Annotated in this window: 17 protein-coding genes; 6 read left to right on the top strand and 11 right to left on the bottom strand. The window is 59.5% G+C overall.

Going from position 1 to position 19,808, the window contains the following annotated elements; translation table 11 throughout:
• Positions 1–160 precede the first annotated feature (160 nt).
• Positions 161–1,717 (top strand): MORN repeat-containing protein, encoded by a 1,557-nt coding sequence (locus tag BFV97_RS13120; RefSeq protein ID WP_083225637.1) that lies wholly within the window; start codon positions 161–163, stop codon positions 1,715–1,717.
• On the opposite strand, the gene BFV97_RS13115 is transcribed toward BFV97_RS13120, so the two are convergent.
• From BFV97_RS13115 to BFV97_RS13085, 7 genes are all read right to left on the bottom strand, one after another.
• Positions 1,714–2,268 carry an RSP_2648 family PIN domain-containing protein gene (locus tag BFV97_RS13115; protein ID WP_069300839.1) on the bottom strand — a complete coding sequence of 185 codons (555 nt, stop codon included), beginning with the start codon at positions 2,266–2,268 and terminating at the stop codon, positions 1,714–1,716. The genes BFV97_RS13120 and BFV97_RS13115 overlap by 4 nt on opposite strands.
• Positions 2,265–3,458: an RSP_2647 family RNA methyltransferase gene (locus BFV97_RS13110; RefSeq protein ID WP_069300838.1), complete on the bottom strand. Its 1,194-nt coding sequence runs from the start codon at positions 3,456–3,458 to the stop codon at positions 2,265–2,267. Before BFV97_RS13110 ends, BFV97_RS13115 begins: the two co-directional genes overlap by 4 nt.
• Positions 3,459–3,542: 84 nt before the next feature.
• The gene (locus BFV97_RS13105) at positions 3,543–4,214 is read right to left on the bottom strand and encodes a DUF6778 family protein (protein ID WP_083225636.1); all 672 of its coding nucleotides are present in this window, start codon (positions 4,212–4,214) and stop codon (positions 3,543–3,545) included.
• 301 nt (positions 4,215–4,515) lie between these two features.
• The gene (locus tag BFV97_RS13100; protein ID WP_069300837.1) at positions 4,516–5,091 is read right to left on the bottom strand and encodes a sarcosine oxidase subunit gamma; all 576 of its coding nucleotides are present in this window, start codon (positions 5,089–5,091) and stop codon (positions 4,516–4,518) included.
• The gene (locus tag BFV97_RS13095) at positions 5,084–8,107 is read right to left on the bottom strand and encodes a sarcosine oxidase subunit alpha family protein (protein ID WP_069300836.1); all 3,024 of its coding nucleotides are present in this window, start codon (positions 8,105–8,107) and stop codon (positions 5,084–5,086) included. Before BFV97_RS13095 ends, BFV97_RS13100 begins: the two co-directional genes overlap by 8 nt.
• A 67-nt stretch (positions 8,108–8,174) precedes the next feature.
• Positions 8,175–8,501, bottom strand: coding sequence for a sarcosine oxidase subunit delta (locus BFV97_RS13090; RefSeq protein ID WP_069300835.1), 327 nt, complete (start codon positions 8,499–8,501; stop codon positions 8,175–8,177).
• Positions 8,502–8,568: 67 nt separating this feature from the next.
• Entirely contained in the window at positions 8,569–9,816 is a 1,248-nt protein-coding gene (locus BFV97_RS13085; protein ID WP_069300834.1) for a sarcosine oxidase subunit beta family protein, read from the bottom strand.
• A gap of 231 nt (positions 9,817–10,047) precedes the next feature.
• Between BFV97_RS13085 and ccmI the strand changes: the two genes are divergently transcribed.
• From ccmI to BFV97_RS13065, 4 genes are all read left to right on the top strand, one after another.
• Positions 10,048–11,253: a c-type cytochrome biogenesis protein CcmI gene (gene ccmI, locus BFV97_RS13080; protein WP_069300833.1), complete on the top strand. Its 1,206-nt coding sequence runs from the start codon at positions 10,048–10,050 to the stop codon at positions 11,251–11,253.
• Complete coding sequence (gene ruvX, locus BFV97_RS13075) at positions 11,250–11,732, top strand: Holliday junction resolvase RuvX (RefSeq protein ID WP_069300832.1); 483 nt, start codon at positions 11,250–11,252, stop codon at positions 11,730–11,732. The genes ccmI and ruvX overlap by 4 nt, the downstream gene beginning before the upstream one ends.
• Positions 11,729–11,950, top strand: coding sequence for a DUF1289 domain-containing protein (locus BFV97_RS13070; protein WP_069300831.1), 222 nt, complete (start codon positions 11,729–11,731; stop codon positions 11,948–11,950). The genes ruvX and BFV97_RS13070 overlap by 4 nt, the downstream gene beginning before the upstream one ends.
• Positions 11,951–12,047: 97 nt before the next feature.
• A complete protein-coding gene (locus tag BFV97_RS13065) occupies positions 12,048–12,740 on the top strand; it encodes a retropepsin-like aspartic protease family protein (RefSeq protein WP_069300830.1) in 693 nt (230 codons plus the stop codon).
• A gap of 37 nt (positions 12,741–12,777) precedes the next feature.
• Here the strand turns inward: BFV97_RS13065 and BFV97_RS13060 are convergent, their stop codons facing one another.
• From BFV97_RS13060 to BFV97_RS13045, 4 genes are all read right to left on the bottom strand, one after another.
• Positions 12,778–13,602 carry a sulfite exporter TauE/SafE family protein gene (locus BFV97_RS13060; protein ID WP_069300829.1) on the bottom strand — a complete coding sequence of 275 codons (825 nt, stop codon included), beginning with the start codon at positions 13,600–13,602 and terminating at the stop codon, positions 12,778–12,780.
• Positions 13,603–13,664: 62 nt separating this feature from the next.
• The gene (gene dusA / locus BFV97_RS13055; RefSeq protein WP_069300828.1) at positions 13,665–14,666 is read right to left on the bottom strand and encodes a tRNA dihydrouridine(20/20a) synthase DusA; all 1,002 of its coding nucleotides are present in this window, start codon (positions 14,664–14,666) and stop codon (positions 13,665–13,667) included.
• 248 nt (positions 14,667–14,914) lie between these two features.
• On the bottom strand, positions 14,915–16,879 hold the full coding sequence (locus tag BFV97_RS13050) for an oxidoreductase (protein WP_069300827.1): 1,965 nt from the start codon (positions 16,877–16,879) through the stop codon (positions 14,915–14,917).
• A 26-nt stretch (positions 16,880–16,905) separates the two neighbouring features.
• Complete coding sequence (locus BFV97_RS13045) at positions 16,906–17,529, bottom strand: cupin domain-containing protein (RefSeq protein WP_069300907.1); 624 nt, start codon at positions 17,527–17,529, stop codon at positions 16,906–16,908.
• A 226-nt stretch (positions 17,530–17,755) separates the two neighbouring features.
• Between BFV97_RS13045 and BFV97_RS13040 the strand changes: the two genes are divergently transcribed.
• Positions 17,756–19,801 carry an NADH:flavin oxidoreductase gene (locus tag BFV97_RS13040; RefSeq protein WP_069300826.1) on the top strand — a complete coding sequence of 682 codons (2,046 nt, stop codon included), beginning with the start codon at positions 17,756–17,758 and terminating at the stop codon, positions 19,799–19,801.
• Positions 19,802–19,808: the final 7 nt, after the last annotated feature.

Genomic DNA, 19,808 nt, shown 5'->3' with positions numbered 1-19,808 from the left:
GGCCTACCAATTCCGTTTATCTTTTGTGTTGTTAGACCTATTTGAACCACAAAGCACAAGACGCAAGAACCCTTGTCATGAATTTTCCAAAGCCTTAACGTTGGGCGCAAACCGATAGACCAATCATCAGGGAGCCCGGCCCCGCGCCGGCGAAGAGAATTTGACCAAACCAACGCCGCTTCCCCGCACCCTTCTTGTCGCAACCCTGCTGGCCACAGCCCCCTGCGCGGGTTTTGCACAGGCCACAGCACAGGTTGTGACCAAACAATATGACACGGGCGGGGTCTATGAAGGCACCTTCAAAGACGGCAAGCAACACGGCACCGGCACCTACCGCCTGCCCAACGGCTATGAATATTCCGGCGACTGGGTCGAAGGGGAAATTCAGGGTCAGGGCACGGCGAAATTCCCCAACGGCTCGGTCTATAAGGGCAGTTTTGTGGCGGGCAAACCAGAGGGCGCGGGCAAGATCACCTTTGCTGATGGCGGCACCTATGAAGGCGATTGGGTCAACGGCAAGATAGAAGGCAGCGGCGTGGCAAAATACGCTAACGGCGTGGTCTATGAGGGCGAATTCTCACAGGCCCAGCACGATGGCAAAGGCACCATGACCAGCCCGAACGGCTATCGTTATGAAGGAGACTGGCAGGAGGGCAAGAAAACCGGCAAGGCGCTGATTACCTATCATGACGGTGCGACCTATCAGGGCGATGTGGTGGAAGGCATGCGCGAAGGCAAAGGGCTTTTGACCATGCCGGACGGATTGACCTATGACGGAGAATGGAAAAACGGCCAGATCGAAGGCACGGGCGTTCTCAAACAGGCCAATGGCGATGTCTATGAAGGCCAGATGGAACAGGGCAAACGCAACGGCGCGGGCAAGATCACCTATGCCAACGGCGATATTTTTGTTGGCAATTTTGTCAACGACCAGCGTCAGGGGGACGGCAAGTTCACCGGACAGGACGGCTATGAATACACCGGCAACTGGGAAGCGGGCCAGATGTCCGGTGAAGGCACGCTGAACTATAGCGACGGTGCGGTTTACACCGGCGAATTTGCCAAGGGACTGCCCCACGGTCAGGGCAAGATCGTCTATGCCAACGGCTCCTCCTATGATGGCGGATGGGTTGAGGGACGCATTGAAGGCACCGGCACCGTGCGAGATGTGAACGGCACCATCTATGTGGGCGAACTGAAGGACGCCAAGAACCACGGCACCGGCAAGATCACCTATGCGGACGGCCATTCCTATGAGGGCGAATGGGTCGAGGGCGTGCGTCAGGGCGAAGGCCGCGCCGTGTTCAAGGACGGCTCCATCTATGAAGGTGCCTATGTGGACGGCAAACGTCAGGGCCGTGGTAAGATCACCCTGCCTGACGGGTTCAGCTATGTCGGCAACTGGGACAACGGCGAGATCAACGGCGCGGGTGTTGCCACCTACGCCAATGGCGATGTCTACACCGGCACGTTCAAAAACGGCCAGCGGCAGGGCAGCGGCAAGATGGTCTATGCCACCGGCGAGGAATATGACGGTTTCTGGGCCAACGGCAAACAGGCCACTCAAGAAGAGGCCGAAGCCGCAGATGGCGGTACTGCGGCTCCTGCTGCGCAAGCATCAGACGCGGAAACCGGATCAGAAGCAGCGACAGAAACCGATACAGAAGCAGCGACAGAAACCGATACAGAAGCGGAAACAGCACCGGCTGCGGATTAACCCGCCGGCCCTGCCCCGTCCCATTTGGCAAGGCGGGGCAAGCCGCAGCGTTGCAACATCTTGCGCCGGTTGACCGGTGCGCCCTTCATGGCTTCGGCTTCGGCGTGAACGCGGTCAATCACGTCCGCCATCAACGCGGCATCCCCAAGCGCCAGTTCCAACAGGAATTCGTCGGGATGGCGGCGCAAGATAGCATGACGCGCCAGCACCCGCGTGGGAAAATCACCCGTGTTCGCGGTCAGCAACTCATCCGCCCGCCCCGCAATGGCCGCCGCCAGCACGTGACGGTCGTTTTCATCTGGCAGGTGCAGCTCTTCCATCGGCACGCCCGAGACATCCACCTCTGCCCCGCGCCAATCCGCCCGCAACAGCGCGATTTCCGTGTCTGCCATCGGCCCGATGTCATTCTTATAGGCCGCACGTCGCCATTCTTCGAGAATACGGTCGGACCACAGCGGCACAAACGCCCCCTGTTTAGCACAGCCCAGAACCACTGCGCGCAGGACCGATGGATATAGCACGCAGGCGTCGATCAGGACGCGGTGGGTCATACCAGACGCAGGAATATGGACTTCAGATAGGCCGTTTCGGCCAGTTGCGGATGGACGGGGTGATCCTCTCCGGCAAATCCGGTGTGAACGATCTGCCCCGTGCGCCCGCCCTTGCCCACTCCGCGCAGGCTGGCCTGACGGAAAGACGACAGGTCCGCCGCATGGGAACAGGAGCACAGCACCAAATAGCCACCCGGACGCACCAGTGAAGCCCCCATACGCGCGACCTTTTCATAGGCCCGCAACCCTGCCTGAAGGGCCGGTTTCGCCGGAGCAAAGGCCGGTGGGTCACACACCACCACATCAAAGCTGCGCCCTTCGTCAGCCAGTTTGGTCATCACCTCAAAGGCATCGCCCTTTAGCGTGTCGAACGCCGCGTCATACCCCGAGGCCGCAGCCCCTTTCGCTGCCAGCTCTAGCGCCGCCGCCGAACCGTCCACCGCCGTGGCGCGGGTCGCCCCGCCTGCAAGTGCCGCAAGGGAAAATCCGCCAACATGGGAAAACACATCCAGCACATCACCGCCCTTTGCCAGCTTTGCGGCAAAGGCATGGTTGGGGCGCTGGTCATAGAACAATCCGGTTTTCTGCCCGCCCAGAACATCCGCCATATAGGTGGCGCCGTTCATCTGCACAGGGATCGGACCGTCTACGGTCCCGTCCAGCACGACAGTCTCTTCCGAAAGCCCCTCCAGCCCCCGCGCCCGACCACTGGCGTTCTTGATGATGACCGGCGTATCAAACACTGCCTTCAGCGCCTCTTGCAGCGCGGGCAGCAGATTTTCGATCCATGCCGCGTTCGGTTGCACCGCAAACACATCGCCAAAACGGTCGATGATCAAACCGGGCAGCCCGTCTGCCTCGGCATGGATCAGGCGATAAAAGGGCGTGTCAAACATCCGGTCGCGGTGATCCCGTGCAAAGCGCAATTTAGACTCAAGCCATTTCGCATCAATCTGGACAGCGCGGTCCCGCTCCAGCACCCGCGCGGCGATCTTGGACTCGGGGTGAAACGCTGCCTGCGCGACGAAGTTCCGCTCGTTATCCAGCAGATCGACAATCGTGCCGGGCGCAATCTTTTTGGTGCGGCGGTCGGTGACGACCTCATTGTCATAGGCCCAGGGAAAGCCGTGGCGAATGCGTTGCGGGGATTTATTGGGGCGAAAGCGGAGTTCTGGTCGGTTATCTGTCATACCTGCCTCCTAGCGCCCTTTTCTGCCAAGAGGAAACAAAAAACGGCCCCCTCGGGGACCGTTCATCGCGAAATATAGTCTCGATCAGGCGTCCGTGCCGGTTGTCAGCGCGGTTTGCACGATACCCGCCACATGGTTTGTAATCCGCACTTTCTGGGTTTGGCCCTCGCGCATGGCGCGGTAGGCGCGGCTGCCACCATAGGCTTTGAGCGAGGCATCAACCTTTTGCACCACCGTCACCGGCTGGCGGGTTTTCGCATCCAGCAGCACATAGTCGAACTGCACGTTATGCTTGCCGCCGATAGAGTTGCGGGTCTTTTCCGTCAGCGCGTGGAACATGCCCACCCGTGCCGCCAGAATAACCTCTTTTTCGCCGTTCAGCGGTGCCGTGCCCTTGCGCAGTGCGTCCTCGATGATGGTCTCTACCTGTTGGTAACGGTTGCCCAGCGGGTCTTCACGCCAGACAATATCCGCTTTGGGCAGGTAAACATCTGCTTCGGAGACAACCAGATAGTCGGGAACCTGAACCTGAACGTCCACAACCTTGTAAAGCGATGTCAGGGCCGGTGCCGGAGCCGCAGCAACCGTCGTGGCCAGAGGCTCGGGGAAGAAACCCATCTGAGTTTGTGAGGCAGCCACCGCCGATACCGGACGGGGCGCTTCGATCACCGCGTTCCGCGAGGACGGATTGGACACACAGGCCGAGGTTGTGGCTGCGAGGGCAAAAAGGCCGACAATCTTACAAAGTTTCAACATGGTTTCTCTCCTGTTACCGGACTGCGACCGGCTAGAGCTTTGGTTTCGTTTTTCTGAAACCTGTTGTCGCTCGGGAATCGGGCTGAACTAGGGAGCAATTGAACCAATTTGAAGGTAATTATATGGTTGACGGATCAACCAACATAAATTTAACGCGCGTAAAATATGTGAATTATCTTTTGTTTATTATAACTTAGGAAATTAAGGCGGATTGCCTTATTTCAGGCCAAAAATAAGGCGGGGCGGCCGTGCGGATCAAAAGTCACCGCAACAGCCGCCCCGCTTTAACCTGCTATTATGCTTAACCGGCGTTGAAAATTTCGGGCAAACTGCCCTTCTCCGCCGCAACACAAAGCCAGTCATAGACAAATTCCCCGACACTGCGGAAACAGACCAGTTCCATCGTGTCGGGCGCGGACAGCCAGAAGGCAACTGCCACCTGCCCCAGACGGGAGCGGCGGATTTCGCCCTGTTTGAACGCCTCCGGCGACAGATCGGCAGGGCTGCCCTTGGCGATCACCTCACGCACGCCCGATCCTGTCAGGGTAAAGCTGGCCCGCGCATCCGAGACGTTCACCGCCAGAAAATGCTCTCCGGCCAGCGCTTTGTCCAGTTTCCCAACCAACGCGTCTGCCTGTTCGTAGTCGCAGAACAACAGCAATTCGTCCGGGGACATCCACGCGACACCGCCCTTGGTGCCGGCCTTCACGCCGCGCGCCTCCGGCAGGGTCAGTCCGATTGCGGATTTCACCCCGCTGGCCAGTTTTTCCGACCCCAGATCCCCGCGCAGCGTGACCATTCCGACCAGACCTGCATCCTTGACCTGTACCGCGCCATCAAAAGAGGCGCCGTTTACAACACTGACTGCATCAGACATTTTGCCGTGCTCCTTCTTTGTCCAGAAATACCGGATCGACGATTTTGGCGTTTATGGTGGTGCCGTCGGTGCGGGCAAACATGATGGTGTCGCCCATCCGCTCCGGCCCGTCCTCAACCAGCCCCATCGCGATAGAGCGTTTCAACGTTGGCGAATAATAGGTCGATGTAATCCGCCCGATCATATGTTTCACCCCATTGGCCCGTGTGGTGCCATCCACCGCATAAGCCCCGTCCGGGATCACAACCGAAGGGTCTTCGGTTTCCAACCCTACCAGACGCCAGCGTTTCGGGTCCACCATATGGGGACGCTGTTGGGCGCGTTTGCCAAGAAAGTCCTCTTTCTTCTTGGAAATCGCCCAGTTCAGCCCCAGATCCTGCGGGATAACCGTACCATCGGTTTCGTCCCCGATCATGATAAAGCCCTTTTCCGCCCGCATGACGTGCAGGGCTTCGGTGCCATATGGAGTGATGCCGAATTCCGCACCCGCGGCAAGGGCAGCATCCCAGAACGCCTGTCCTTGTGCAGCGGGAACCGCAACCTCGTAGGACAGCTCGCCCGAGAAGGAAATCCGGTAGGGCCGTGCCTTGATGCCCGCGATTTCCCCGTCGGCAAACGCCATGAACGGCAACGCTTCGGCGCTCAGGTCCATATCGGTGCCCATCTTCTCCAGCACCTTGCGGGCGTTGGGGCCGACGATACCGATCTGCGCATATTGCTCGGTGACATTGGCGGTGTAGACTTTCCAGTCCCACCATTCGGTTTGCAGCCACTCTTCCATCCAAGCGTGGATACGATCGGACCCGCCGGAGGTGGTGTGACACAGGAAGGTGTTCTCATCCAGCCGCGCCACAACGCCGTCATCAGACAGGAACCCGTTTTCCGAACACATCAGACCATAACGGCAGCGTCCAACTTTCAGCGTGCTCATCATGTTGGTGTAAAGCATGTCGAGGAATTTGCCCGCGTCCGGCCCTTTGACGATGATCTTCCCAAGGGTGGAGGCATCAAGGATCGACACGCTGTTGCGGGTTTGCAGGATTTCACGGTTTACCGCTTCTTTTACGCTCTCGCCCGCTTGTTGGTAGCAATAGGGCCGCCGCCAGTCCGCCACAGGTTCCCAAACGCCGCCGTTGCTGTCGGTCCAATCGTGCATTGGCGTGCGCCGCAACACTTTGAAGAGACCGCCACGGGCCTCGCCCGCGATAGCGCCCATGGAAATCGGGTGATAGGGCGGACGGAATGTTGTGGTGCCCACCTGCGGAATTTCCGCGTTCAGACTGTCCGCCAGAACCGCCAGACCGTTAATATTAGACAGTTTCCCCTGATCCGTCGCCATGCCAAGCGTGGTGTAACGCTTGGTGTGTTCGACGCTTTCATAGCCTTCCTGTGCCGCCAGACGCACATCCGACACTTTCACGTCGTTCTGATAGTCGAGGAAGGTTTTCATTTGCAGTTTCTTGTTCTGACCCTGAGGCATGGACCAGACCGCAAGGATCGGGCCTTCGGCCTCGGACTCGGCCACGGGTGCGGCACTGTCTTTGGCGTCAAAACCGGCCTCAGTCGCGGCCTGCGCCCCAACGGTGTGACCGTCGGCAATGGCGGCAGCGGCGTCGAGATGGCCGTTGGCGGTGCCTGCGACCAGCACAAACCCTTCCCCGTCTGCGCCCATTGGCGGGCGGGAAGGATCGGGCCGGAACATGGCCATTTCGCTGTCCCAGTTCAGCTTGCCGCCGCAATGGGACCACAGATGCACCACCGGAGACCAGCCGCCGGACATGGCAACCGCATCACATTCGAGTTCATCCGTTTTGGTGCCCTCGCCCGACTGTTTACACAGCCCGACCGAGGTGACTTTCTTATTGCCATAGACCGAGGAAATCGCGGTTCCGGTTTCAACGCGGATACCCATTGCGCGGGCTTTTTCGACCAGCGGGCCGGTCGCGGTGCTGCGCGCGTCAATCACCGCAGGCACGTCAAGTCCCGCCTCTTTCAGTGCGATGGCGGTGCGATAGGCATCGTCATTGTTGGTGGCAACCACCACACGATCCCCGACAGAAACGCCGTGGTTGATCATGTAGTCGCGTACAGCACCTGCCAGCATTACGCCGGGCACATCGTTGCCCGCAAAGGACAGCGGACGCTCGATCGCGCCGGTTGCGGTCAGGATGCGCTTGGCACGGATCCGCCACAGACGGTGACGCGGCCCTGCAATTTCAGGTGCGTGATCGCTCAGCCGTTCGTAGCCGAGCGCATAGCCGTGATCATAGACCCCTGCCCCCATTGTGCGGGTGCGGATGGTTACGTTTTCCATACTGCCCAGTGCTTCAACCGTGGCATCAATCCAGTCCTGCGCCGGTTTTCCTTCAACCGTCACACCGTCCACGGGGGCACGTCCGCCAAAGTGGTTTTCCTGCTCCAGCAGCAGCACTTTGGCACCGGATTTGCCCGCTTGGAGGGCGGCGGCCAGTCCGGCAATCCCGCCACCAATCACCAGCACATCGCAATGGGCGTAGAAATATTCATAGCGGTCCGCATCCCGTTCCTCGGGATCGGGGGCTGCGCCGAGACCGGCGGCCTTGCGGATCACAGGTTCAAACACATGTTTCCACGCAAAAGCCGGCGCCATGAAGGTTTTATAGTAAAAACCGGCGGGGAAAAAGCGGGTCATTACGCGGTTCACGCCGCCCACATCAAATTCAAGGCTCGGCCAGTGGTTCTGGGATTTCGCTGTCAGACCGTTGAACAATTCAGTGGTCGTCGCCCGCTGGTTCGGTTCGTATTTGCCGCCCTGCCCCAGACCGACGAGCGCATTGGGCTCTTCAGGGCCAGAGGCCACAATCCCGCGGGGGCGGTGGTATTTGAACGAACGACCAACAAGAACTTCGCCATTGGCGAGAAGCGCCGAGGCCAGCGTATCGCCTTTGAAACCCTTGAGGCGTTTGCCGTTCCAGTTAAACTCCAGTCGCGCACTGCGATCTATCAGACGACCGTGGTTTGTCAGACGTGTGCTCATGTTCGAACCTCGCGTGTTGGGCGGGGGCAGAAGCCTCCGGCGGGGATATTTCGGGCCAGAAGAAGGCTCATTTGGAGAATCCTTCAAAATCGGGGCGTTTCTGTTTGATCTTCTCGATCAACTCTGCCGGTGGTTCTGTGGTTTGGGCCGGATAGGTTCCGAAAACTTCCAGCGTGGTGGTGCAGCGGGCGGCGTGGAACCACTTGCCGCAGCCATAGCTGTGGCGCCAGCGTTCAAAATGGACGCCGCGGGCGTTCTTGCGCATGAAAAGGTAGTTTTCAAAATCCGCATCAGAGGAACCGGCGCCAAAGCGGGTCAGATGGGCCTCGCCCCCCGAACCCAGTTCGGTTTCATCCGCAGCAACGCCGCAGTTCGGACAGGTCAGGATCAGCATGGGGTCACTCCTTTACGAATGCTCGGAAATTGCAGGCAGGCGGCGGTTTTGCAGTGTTGAACGTCCATCAGTGCGCCACCCCTGCTGCGACGCTCTCGTCGATGAAGCGGCCTTCAATGAAACGGTCCATGCCAAATGGCGCGGCCAGTTCGCCCGGCTCGCCCTTGGCGATGGTTTCCGCAAAGGCCCAGCCGGAGCCCGGGATAGCCTTGAACCCGCCGGTGCCCCAACCGCAGTTGATGAATGTATTGCCAAGGGGGGTTTTACCGATGATCGGAGAGCGGTCCCCCGTCACATCCACAATCCCGCCCCACTGTCGCAGCATTTTAAGGCGCGAGATCATCGGGAAGGTTTCCACCAATGCGCGGACGGTTTCTTCGATGTGATGGAAGCTGCCGCGCTGGGTGTAGTTGTTGAACCCGTCCGTGCCGCCGCCGATGACCATCTCGCCCTTGTCGGACTGGGAAAGGTAGCCGTGGACCGTGTTGGCCATAACCACAACGTCCATACAGGGTTTGATCGGCTCGGACACCAGAGCTTGCAGCGCTACGGATTCCAGCGGAATGCGGAAACCTGCCATATCCGTCAGCGCACTGGCGTTGCCTGCCACTACCATGCCGAGTTTCTTACAACCGATGCGGCCCTTGGTGGTTTCAACACCCGTGACCTTGCCGTTGTCCTGATGCACGCCGGTGACTTCGCATTTCTGGATGATGTGCATGCCCATATCCGAACAGGCCCGCGCATAGCCCCACGCCACTGCATCGTGGCGGGCCGTGCCGGCGCGCGGCTGCCAGAGCGCGCCGAGCACCGGAAAACGCGGTCCTTTGAGTTCAATGATCGGGCAAAGTTCCTTGACCTTTTCGGGGCCGATAAATTCGGTCGCCACGCCTTGCAGGGCGTTGGCATGGGCGGTGCGCTGGTAGCCGCGGATTTCATGTTCGGTCTGCGCCAGCATCATCACACCACGGGGGCTGAACATCACGTTGTAGTTCAGATCCTGCGACATGGTTTCATAGAGCGAGCGGGCTTTTTCATAGATCGCCGCCGAAGGGTCCTGCAGGTAGTTGGACCGGATGATCGTCGTGTTCCGTCCGGTGTTGCCGCCGCCGAGCCAGCCTTTTTCGATGATCGCCACATTGGTGATGCCGAAATTCTTGCCGAGGTAATAGGCCGTAGCCAGACCGTGACCGCCTGCGCCGACTATGATCACATCGTATTCGCTTTTCGGTTCTGGCGAGGCCCAGGCCCGTTCCCAGCCCGTATGGTATCGGGCGGCTTCGCGGGCGATGGCAAAGGCGGAATAGCGTCTCATTGGTTGAACTCCGGTCTAATGGCGGGGGCTTGGGGCCCTGCGTGTCGGGCCTTCCTATCCGGTTTTGCGGTTTTGGCAGGGGTGCAGGATTTTCCCTGCGACATCTGACACCGATTTTCCGACAATCGGGCGATTTCGCCCCTCTGCGCCACGATCGCGCAGCTTAAGGGTTTGTACTTGGGTCAGCGGCGCGGTATTCGGAGCAGGCAATATGTGAAAGGATTGACGCTTATGTTCTGGCTTGTGACTGCTGGGGTTATTGTGTTGGTGGCTGTGCCAATGGCGCGTGTGATCCTGACACGGCGCAGCGCTGTGGCCACTGCCGGAACGCGGGATGTCGGGGTCTACAAGGACCAACTGGCAGAGGTGGAACGGGATCTTGCCCGCGGCGTGCTGGCCCCGGCCGAGGCCGAAGCCGCCCGCACAGAGGTCGCCCGGCGCCTGCTGGCTGCAGACCGGCGCGTTCAATCCGGTGCAACAGACGACAGCTTTGAACGGGGACCAGCGGCGCTTGCGCTCGGTTTTGTGGGGCTGGCGCTGGCCGGATCTGTCTGGCTTTACCTTGAAATAGGACGTCCCGGAATGCCGGACATGCCGCTACAGGCGCGGATTACTGCGGCGCAAGAGGCGCGGGAAAACAGGCCGGACCAGCTTAGCGCAGAGTCAACGGCTCCGGCACTGTCGGTTGAAATCGACCCGGCCCATGCGGAACTGGTAGAGAAACTGCGTGCAGCACTGGCGCAGAACCCCGAAGACGCCACAGGCTTGCGTCTTCTGGTGGACAACGAGGCGCGGCTTGGCAATCTGGGCGCCGCGCGGGCGGCACAACAACAGCTTATGGATGTGCTCGGGGATCAGGCGAAAGGGTCGGATTATACCGACCTTGGCGAAATCATGATCCTTGCAGCGGGGGGCTATGTATCACCCGAGGCGGAACAGGCGCTGGTGCGTGCGCTGAACATTGATCCGACCGACCCACGGGCACGGTATTATTCCGGCCTGTCGCTGGCCCAGACCGGCCGCCCCGATGTGGCCTATCGCATGTGGATGGGACTGTTACAGGAAAGCCCGCCGGATGCGCCCTGGGTGCCGCTGATCAGAAGCCAAATCGGCAATGTCGCCCGTGCGGCCGGTATCGCGCCGCCCGATCTGGACGCCCCGTCACCGGATGCGCAAGCGGTGCAGGATGCACAAAACCTGAGCGAAGAAGACCGCAATGCGATGATTGCGGGCATGGTTTCGGGGCTGGCAGAGCGGCTGGCCACCGAAGGGGGAACAGCGGCGGAATGGGCACGACTGATCCGCGCTTACGGTGTTCTGGGGGAAACCGCGCGGGCCAGTGCAATCTGGAAAGAGGCGCAAACCACATTCGCCAACAGCCCCAACGCGCTCGACCTGTTGCGTGCGGCGGCACAGGATGCAGAGGTCTCCCAATGAGCAATCCCTATGAAACCGCCGAAGAGTTTCTGGAGCAGGTCAAACAGAATGCACCGCTGCTGGGGCTAGACCTTGGCGATAAGACTATCGGCGTGGCGGTGTCGGATATTTTCTGGTCCATCTCCACCCCGCGTGACACCATCCGGCGCAAGAAATTCGGCGTGGATGCGACAGCGTTAGAGGCGATCATCGACAGCACCAATGCCATCGGTCTGGTGCTGGGTCTGCCGCGAAATATGGACGGCTCCGAAGGCCCGCGCTGCCAGTCCACACGGGCGTTTGCGCGAAACTTTCTCGCCCGTTGTCCCCTGCCGATCCTGCTCTGGGACGAGCGTCTGTCCACTGTCGCCGCCGAACGCGCGCTGATCGAGGCTGATACCTCGCGGGCGAAACGGGCCGGACTGATCGACCATGTCGCCGCCGGTTACATCCTGCAAGGCGCGCTCGATAGGTTTTCCCACATCCGGAGGGCCGGTTGATGGACGAGATCTGGAAACGCAACGAAATCGACAGCCCCTGCGTGAAAATCTGCGTGGTCCACCCCGAGGCGCGCCTGTGCATCGGCTGCCACCGGACAATTGACGAAATCGCCCAATGGTCAAAGATGAGCGATGAAGACCGCGCCCGCGTCAAGGCAGAGCTGCCCGCACGCGCCCCGCAACTGCGCGGCAAACGGCGCGGACGAAAACGGGACTGAACGCCCCGGTGCGCCGGTTTGGAAACCAAAAGGTGACAAACGGTTAAAATCCCCTTAACCTCCCACATATTGAGGACATTTATTAAGGGCATACACCATGCGGTGGGTTTATCTGGCCATAGTAGCCTTTTTGGGCATCGTGTTCCTAAGGGCGGATGTGCAACTTGTGGATCTGGTTCTGGACGCCAATCTGAAATGGTCCGCGGTTGCGGTTATTTTTCTGGTCGGACTGGTGATCGGCCAGATTTTGCGTAACACCCCGTCAAGGGGGAACACCCTGCGCTATGCGGGATGGGGGTTGTTTGTGACAATCATCCTCGGGCTGCTGGAATATTCGGTGGAATGGCAACGGGACACCCTGCTGGCACGCAACGAGACTGTCATCCTGTCTGCGGCCTCGCTTGAGACGGTATCACAACACTATATCACGGCCCGCAACGGGCTGTATTCCACCACTGTGACCTTTAACGAGGCAGAGTCCGAGGCGCTGGTTGATACGGGGGCCTCGCTGGTACTGATCAACTATACGACGGCACAGGCGGCGGGTGTCGAGATGGACACGCTGGTGTTTGACACGCGGGTCACAACGGCTTCCGGCCCGCTCGATATTGCGCTGGTGACGCTGGATCAGGTGCGCCTGGGCGACGGCATTTCCGTGCGCAAGGTCAAAGCCGCTGTCACACCCAAGGGACTGCGTCATTCCAACCTGCTGGGCAGCAGCTTTCTGTCCAAACTGGACGAGACCGTTGTACGGCAGGATAAGATGATCCTGACGCAGACGCGCCGCTAGACCACTCGCGCGCTGGCGCAATATTGTGGCTGTCTGTTCAGCCGAAATAGACCTTGCGCAGCATGTTCAGCGCCACCAGCAGCAGGAAGAAGGCAAAGACCCGTTTGAGCGGCTTCGGGTCCATCGCATGGGCAACTTTTACCCCCAGAGGCGCGGTCAGAAGGGTCATGCAAATGATCAGCAGAAAGGCCGGAATATTCACGTAGCCCACAGTATAGGGCGGCAGGTTCACCGGATCGGGATGGCCGAGCAGAAAGCCGATAACCGACGGGACAGCGATCACCAGACCAAACCCCGCAGCCGTGGCCACGGCGCGGTGGATCGGCACCCCGAACAACGTCATGGTCGGCACGCCAAAGCTGCCTCCACCAATGCCCATCAGCACTGACATAAAGCCCATGATGGCCGACAGCAGGCTTTGCACAATACCGCGCGGCATCTGTTCGCCCAGCCGCCAATGGACCTTGCCAAAGGCCAGATAGAGACCGATCACAATGCCAAGGCAGCCGAAGATGACCATTAACTGGGCAGAGCGCAGCCCCGTGGCCACCATAACGCCAATCACCGCACCCACAGCAATTCCGGGCGCCCAGCCCCGCAGAATGCTCCAGTCCACGGCGCCTTTCTTGTGGTGGGATTGCACCGAGCGCATGGAGGTAAACACAATTGTCGCCAGCGAGGTCGCCAGACAAATCTGCATCAGCTGGGCGTTGTCATACCCAAGCCCCGAAAAGGCATAATAGAACGCGGGCACAAGGATGATGCCGCCCCCCACCCCGAGCAGTCCGGCCAGAACACCGGCGAAACCGCCGATTCCCATAAGTAAAACAATCATCGGCAGCAGGGTGGACAGTTCAGGCATATTCTCGCTTTCCGGTCAGGTCGGTTTTGGATAGCGCCCTTCCCCGTCGGGTTAAAGCATTTTCACGCAGCCGTTTGCGTCAGATGCGACAGGGCCTGTTCGACCACCTCTGGCCCTGCCCCCGGCTTATGGGCCTGCTCGGACAGGGTCCGGCGCCATTGCCGCGCACCGGCACGCCCCGAAAACAGCCCCAGCATATGCCGCGTGATCTGGTTAAGCCGACCGCCATTGGACAGATGATTTTCGATATAGGGCAGCATTCCGGCCACCGCATCCTCGGCGCTGGTGTCAGTGTCCTGCCCGAAAATGCGGCGGTCTGCGGTTGCCAGAATATCCGTGGGCGTGTGATAGGCCGCCCGCCCAATCATCGCCCCGTCAAGTCCGCGGTTGATGTGCTCCAGCGCTGTATCCAGATCCGCAATCCCACCATTCAGGATGATCTCCAGCTCCGGAAAATCGGCCTTCATCCGGTGTACCAGTTCATAGTCCAGAGGTGGAATATCTCTATTTTCTTTCGGGCTTAACCCGTCCAGCCACGCCATTCTTGCATGAATTGTGAAAGAATTGACCCCCCGCGCCGCCACTGTATCCAGAAACGCCGGAAGGATTTCAGCAGGACTCTGATCATCGACCCCGATGCGGCATTTCACCGTGATCTTGGCCCCCGTGGAGGCTTCGATCATGGCCTGTACACAATCCGCAACCAGCGCAGGTTCCTTCATCAGACAGGCCCCAAAACGCCCCGACTGCACCCGATCCGAAGGGCACCCTACGTTCAGATTCACCTCGCCATAGCCAAATTCACACCCCACCCGCGTGGCCTCTGCCAGTTGCTGTGGATCCGATCCCCCCAACTGCAAAGCCACCGGATGCTCTGCCACATCAAACCCGAGCAACCGCTCCACATCCCCATGAACCACCGCAGGCGCAGTGACCATTTCCGTGTAAAGCAACGTATGACGGGACAACAACCGATGCAAATAGCGACAGTGCCGGTCCGTCCAGTCCATCATCGGGGCCACGGAGAGGCGGGCGGAGGGTTCTATTTTTGAATTCAGAGGCATAGCTGGTATTCCGAAGCTTCGTGACGTGACTGCGTTTGTAGTGGTTCTCCCCGATTTCCGGTGGTGTTCGCGGGATCGCCAAGAGCGCTCGCTACCGAATAGCAGCTTTTTGCGGGGTCTGCATCCCCAAGTGAGAGGCTGCTCTGGCGTGAACTCCGGCCCATTTCAGGCCGGATCCAACCGCAGGCAGCCCCTCACGTTTTTGTCAGCGCCGCATATGGATCGCGGCGGATTGTGAATTCACCGCTTTACACGGCCCGACCTGCAAGAAGCCCTTCCAGTACGGCTTCCTCGGCTGTGCGTGGGGCGATGCAATCCCCTGCGAGATGGAAGGGGATGTTCAGGTCTCGTGCAACTGTTTCGATGGTATCATCCGGTGTGTGCCCCTGACACAGAACCAGTGTATCCACATTTTCGCAGATCACGGGTTCGTCGTTCATGATATGCTGCAAATAGACACTGTCCTCGTCGGCCCCGAACAGGCGCGTGTAGGGAATGGTTTCCACACCAAGGCTGTGCAAACGCCCGATACTGGCATCGCGCACATACATCTGAATGGTCTGTCCCGGCATGTAACCGTTGACGGACAGCCTGACAGAATGGCCATTCCGGGCAAGAAGCTCAGCCACGCCGATTCCGATCCAATCCGCGCGCCAGTCCGCAACCACAACCGATTTGCCAATTTTCACCTCCCCGCGCAATACCTGCCAGGCGTCAACCACATGGGCGTCGTCCCGTCCTTCAAAATCGGGCCAGCGGGGTGTGGCACCTGTGGCAAGGATGATCGCATCGGCGCCGTGGTCACGTATGGTTGCCTCATCCACGGCAACGCCCTTGCGGATCGTGACGCCTGCAAGTTCCATTTCCCGTGTCAGATTGGTGATAATCCCGCCAAACTCCGCGCGATGCGGAAGCAGCTGGGCAAGTCGCGTCTGCCCGCCAAGCTGGGAGTCGCGTTCAAACAAGGTGACGTCATGCCCCCGCTCTGCGGCAACCGCAGCCGCCTTCATCCCTGCCGGACCCCCGCCGATGACCATAATCCGGCGCTTGTCTGAAATCGCCGGAACCTCACCCAGTCGAATTTCCCGACCGCTTACCGGATTTTGTATGCAGGAAATCGGATAGCCATCGTGAAAATGCCCGATGCAGGCTTGATTGCACCCGATACAGGCGCGGATGTCATCCGTGCGCCCAGCTTGGGCTTTACTGCCGATCTGGGGGTCACAAATCATCGCCCGTGTCATGCCACACATATCTGCCTGCCCCGAGGCTACGATCTTTTCCGCATCTTGCGGCTGGTTGATCCGCCCGGTGATAATGGTGGTGATGCCCGTGCGGTCCTTGATCCCCTGTCCAAGCGGCGCTGTATAACCGGCTTCCTGAAACATGGGCGGCGCAATATGGATGGAGCCTGCCAGCGTTGCCGATGAACCAGCCACCACGCTGAAGTAATCAAGCCCCGCGTCCGCACCGATCATTTCGCACGCATCAAGCATCTCGGATTGATCAACGCCCTCATGGCTCAACTCGTCGCCGGAGAGCCGAAGCCCCACGACAAAGCCCGGATCGGTCTTGCGGCGTATATCCTCAATGATCTCGCGGATGAACCGTGTCCGGTTGGCCAGAGAGCCGCCGTACGCATCCGTGCGCTTGTTGACGTGGGGGTTCAGGAACTGGGCGGGCAAATAGCCATGAGAGCCGACGATTTCCACGCCATCCAGTCCCGCGGTCTGCATCCGCCGCGCCGCATCGCCAAAGGCTGCAATGATCTGTGCAATCATTTCGGCAGGCATCGGGCGGGGCATGACGTGGAAGCGTTCATTCGGTGTGGCCGATGCACTGTAAGAGACAGGTGCAGTGCCGTCTTCCGAGGCCAGTATCTCCCGTCCGGGATGGAAAAGCTGCGCGATCAGGCCGGTATCATGCCGGTGGATCGCCTCCGCCAAGCGCGAATAGCCCGGAATGCACGCATCCGTATCCACACGAATCGGATCGGCCACGAAAACCGCGCTCGAATGGACCAGCGCCACTTCGGTCACGATCAACCCAGCCCCCCCTTTTGCACGCGCTTCATGATACGCAATCATCGCATCGCCAATCTGCCCCTGTTCGTTGAGGTGGGTTTCATGCCCTGTTGACACGATACGATTGCGCAGGGTCAGTCCCCCGATGGTGATGGGCGAAAAGAGTGCGGGAAAGCTGGTCTGGCTCATGCTGGATCCTTACTTATGCGATATTGTCAGAAATTGGGTGGCGTAATGGCCCAGATCACGACCGTTTCCCCGTCCGAGGGGTTGCGGTAGCGATGGGGGGTGGAGCTGTCAAAAGCAAAGCTGTCGCCCGCGTTCAGCCGGTACTGCGTGTCATTAAGCCAGAGATCGAGCTTTCCGCTGATCACAACGCCAGCCTCTTCGCCTTTATGGGAATAGACGGTTTCAACACCACTGCCCGGTGCAAACCTGCAGGATAGCAGCTCCAGCTTGCCCCCGAGGGTCGGCGTAAGCAGCTGGTCCGTGATGCCATCGAGATATTCGATCGAGCGGCGCTCGCCTTTACGCACGACAGCCGTCTCCCTGTCACCATCCGGGGCGCTGGCGGCAGAGAAAAACCAGCTGACCGATACACCCAAAGCGCGGCTTATCTTGAAAAGTGCCGTCACAGAGGGGCGGTTCTGTCCGCGTTCGATCTGACTGATAAAGCCGATAGACAAACCTGTCAGCTCGGCAAAGACTCCAAGGGTCAGCCCCTTGGCCTTACGCAAATTGCGGATCTCCTCACCCAACGCGGGATCATGGCGCGAGGCTTCCACTTCTTCGATGGTGATGGCGCCGGAAACAATTTCGCCTTCGTGGTGGTTGGGCATGAGGATTTCGCATCTGTAAAATTTCCCACCCAAATTTATACAATTATAAAAATTGTCAAGATGTTTTCGGGGTGTTGCGCCCCCCGGCATTCCGAGGCGCCGGCTGATCGCGAGCTCGTCGGGTCTGTCCAAAGAAACGCCGGCACCGTCACAGATTGCTTGACACATAGGGCAATCTGACGTGCTCTGGCCGGATACTGTCAAGACCTACTAGCGCGAGCCTTCCATGACCAAAGACCCCCTGCTCCAGCCCTATCAGTTGAAACATCTGACCCTGCGCAACCGGATCATGACCACCAGTCACGAACCCGCCTACCCCGAGGACGGCATGCCAAAGGCGCGGTACGTCGCCTATCACGCAGAGCGGGCCAAAGCAGGTGTCGCACTGGCCATGACTGCAGGCTCCGCCGCTGTTTCGCGGGACAGCCCGCCGGTCTTTAACAACATCCTCGCCTATAAGGACGAGGTTGTTCCCTATATTCAACAGCTTAGCGATGGATGCCACGAGCACGACTGCGCAGTCATGATCCAGTTGACCCATCTGGGGCGACGCACCGCTTGGAACAAGGGGGATTGGCTGCCCTCGGTTTCCTCTTCCAAACACCGTGAACCCGCGCATCGCGCCTTCCCCAAATTGATCGAAGACTGGGACATAGAGCGCATCATCAATGATTTTGCCGATGCGGCCGAACGGATGAAAGCGGGCGGCATGGACGGGATCGAGCTTCAGGTTTACGGCCATCTGCTGGACCAGTTCTGGTCGCCCCTGACCAATGATCTGGTCGGGCCTTACGGGGCGGATACGCTGGAAAACCGGATGCGGTTCCCGATGGACGTTTTGGCTGCCGTGCGCAAACGTGTCGGTGAAGAGTTCATCATCGGTTTCCGCTATACCGCTGACGAGGCGCAAAAGGGCGGGATCAGCGCCGAAGAAGGGCTGGTGATCTCGGAAAAACTGGCGCAAACGGGGCAGCTCGACTTTTTGAACGTCATTCGCGGGCGTATTCACACCGATCCGGCTATGACGGATGTTATTCCGGTGCAGGGCATGGCCAGCGCGCCCCATCTGGATTTCGCCGGAGAGGTGAAAAAACGCACAGGCATGCCCACCTTTCACGCCGCCAGAATTCCCGATGTGGCCACCGCCCGCCACGCCATTGACGCGGGGCTTCTGGATATGGTCGGCATGACCCGCGCCCATATGGCGGACCCCCATGTGGTGCGCAAGATCATTGAAGGGCGCGAAGACGACATCCGCCCCTGCGTCGGTGCAACCTATTGTCTTGACCGGATTTATCAGGCGGGGGATGCCCTGTGCATCCATAACGCGGCCACGGGACGGGAGCTGACCATGCCCCATGACATTCCCCCCGCCGACACGCGGCGCAAGGTTGTGATCATCGGCGCCGGTCCTGCCGGGCTGGAGGCGGCACGGGTCGCAGCAGAGCGCGGGCATGATGTCACTGTGTTTGAGGCACAGCCCGATCCGGGGGGCCAAATCCGCCTGACCGCACAGAATCCGCGCCGCCGCGAAATGATGTCTATCATCGACTGGCGCATGTCCCAATGTGCCGCGCGGGACGTTACCTTTCACTTTAACACATGGGCCGAACCCGCAGATGTAACTGCGTTGAACCCTGATGTGGTCATCGTGGCAACCGGCGGGATGCCCAATCTTGAACTTTTTGAAACCGGCACCGAGGCCGAACATGTGGTCTCGGCTTGGGACATGATCGCAGGGGATGTAAAACCGGCGCAAAATATCCTGATCTATGACGAAAGCGGCGACCACCCTGCCCTGCAAGCCGCGGAAATCGCAGCAGTTGCCGGTTCAAGCGTGGAAATCATGACGCCGGACCGCACCTTTTCGCCCGAGGTGATGGCGATGAACCTTGTGCCTTACATGCGCTCCTTACAGGATAAGGATGTTGCCTTTACCGTCACCCGCCGCCTGCTTGGGGTTGCGCGGGAGGGCAACAAACTGCGCGCCACCATCGGTACGGATTACAGCGATTACACCGAAACAAAGGACTACGATCAGGTGGTGGTGAACTATGGCACCCTGCCCCTTGATGATCTCTACCATGACCTCAAACCTCTTAGCAGCAATGGCGGGGCGGTGGATCATGACGCGCTGATTGCGGGCAGGCCGCAGTCTGTGAAGCGCAACGAACAGGGCAGCTTTCAACTGTTTCGCATTGGCGATGCGGTCTCGGCGCGCAACACCCATGCGGCGATTTATGACGCGCTGCGTCTGGTCAAGGATCTGTAACCGTGGC

This window comes from Neptunicoccus sediminis, from assembly GCF_001719615.1.
Classification (GTDB): Bacteria; Pseudomonadota; Alphaproteobacteria; order Rhodobacterales; family Rhodobacteraceae; genus Amylibacter; species Amylibacter sediminis.
The sequence above is the reverse complement of the archived record's forward strand: the minus strand, read 5'-3'. Positions and strand labels throughout refer to the sequence as shown.

Excerpts from the sequence above, each read along its gene's own strand:
- BFV97_RS13115 (WP_069300839.1), bottom strand. The coding sequence starts at position 2,268 with ATGACCCACCGCGTCCTGATCGACGCCTGCGTGCTATATCCATCGGTC.
- BFV97_RS13110 (WP_069300838.1), bottom strand. The coding sequence starts at position 3,458 with ATGACAGATAACCGACCAGAACTCCGCTTTCGCCCCAATAAATCCCCG.
- BFV97_RS13105 (WP_083225636.1), bottom strand. The coding sequence starts at position 4,214 with ATGTTGAAACTTTGTAAGATTGTCGGCCTTTTTGCCCTCGCAGCCACA.
- BFV97_RS13100 (WP_069300837.1), bottom strand. The coding sequence starts at position 5,091 with ATGTCTGATGCAGTCAGTGTTGTAAACGGCGCCTCTTTTGATGGCGCG.
- BFV97_RS13095 (WP_069300836.1), bottom strand. The coding sequence starts at position 8,107 with ATGAGCACACGTCTGACAAACCACGGTCGTCTGATAGATCGCAGTGCG.
- BFV97_RS13090 (WP_069300835.1), bottom strand. The coding sequence starts at position 8,501 with ATGCTGATCCTGACCTGTCCGAACTGCGGCGTTGCTGCGGATGAAACC.
- BFV97_RS13085 (WP_069300834.1), bottom strand. The coding sequence starts at position 9,816 with ATGAGACGCTATTCCGCCTTTGCCATCGCCCGCGAAGCCGCCCGATAC.
- ccmI (WP_069300833.1), top strand. The coding sequence starts at position 10,048 with ATGTTCTGGCTTGTGACTGCTGGGGTTATTGTGTTGGTGGCTGTGCCA.
- ruvX (WP_069300832.1), top strand. The coding sequence starts at position 11,250 with ATGAGCAATCCCTATGAAACCGCCGAAGAGTTTCTGGAGCAGGTCAAA.
- BFV97_RS13065 (WP_069300830.1), top strand. The coding sequence starts at position 12,048 with ATGCGGTGGGTTTATCTGGCCATAGTAGCCTTTTTGGGCATCGTGTTC.
- BFV97_RS13060 (WP_069300829.1), bottom strand. The coding sequence starts at position 13,602 with ATGCCTGAACTGTCCACCCTGCTGCCGATGATTGTTTTACTTATGGGA.
- dusA (WP_069300828.1), bottom strand. The coding sequence starts at position 14,666 with ATGCCTCTGAATTCAAAAATAGAACCCTCCGCCCGCCTCTCCGTGGCC.
- BFV97_RS13050 (WP_069300827.1), bottom strand. The coding sequence starts at position 16,879 with ATGAGCCAGACCAGCTTTCCCGCACTCTTTTCGCCCATCACCATCGGG.
- BFV97_RS13045 (WP_069300907.1), bottom strand. The coding sequence starts at position 17,529 with ATGCCCAACCACCACGAAGGCGAAATTGTTTCCGGCGCCATCACCATC.
- BFV97_RS13040 (WP_069300826.1), top strand. The coding sequence starts at position 17,756 with ATGACCAAAGACCCCCTGCTCCAGCCCTATCAGTTGAAACATCTGACC.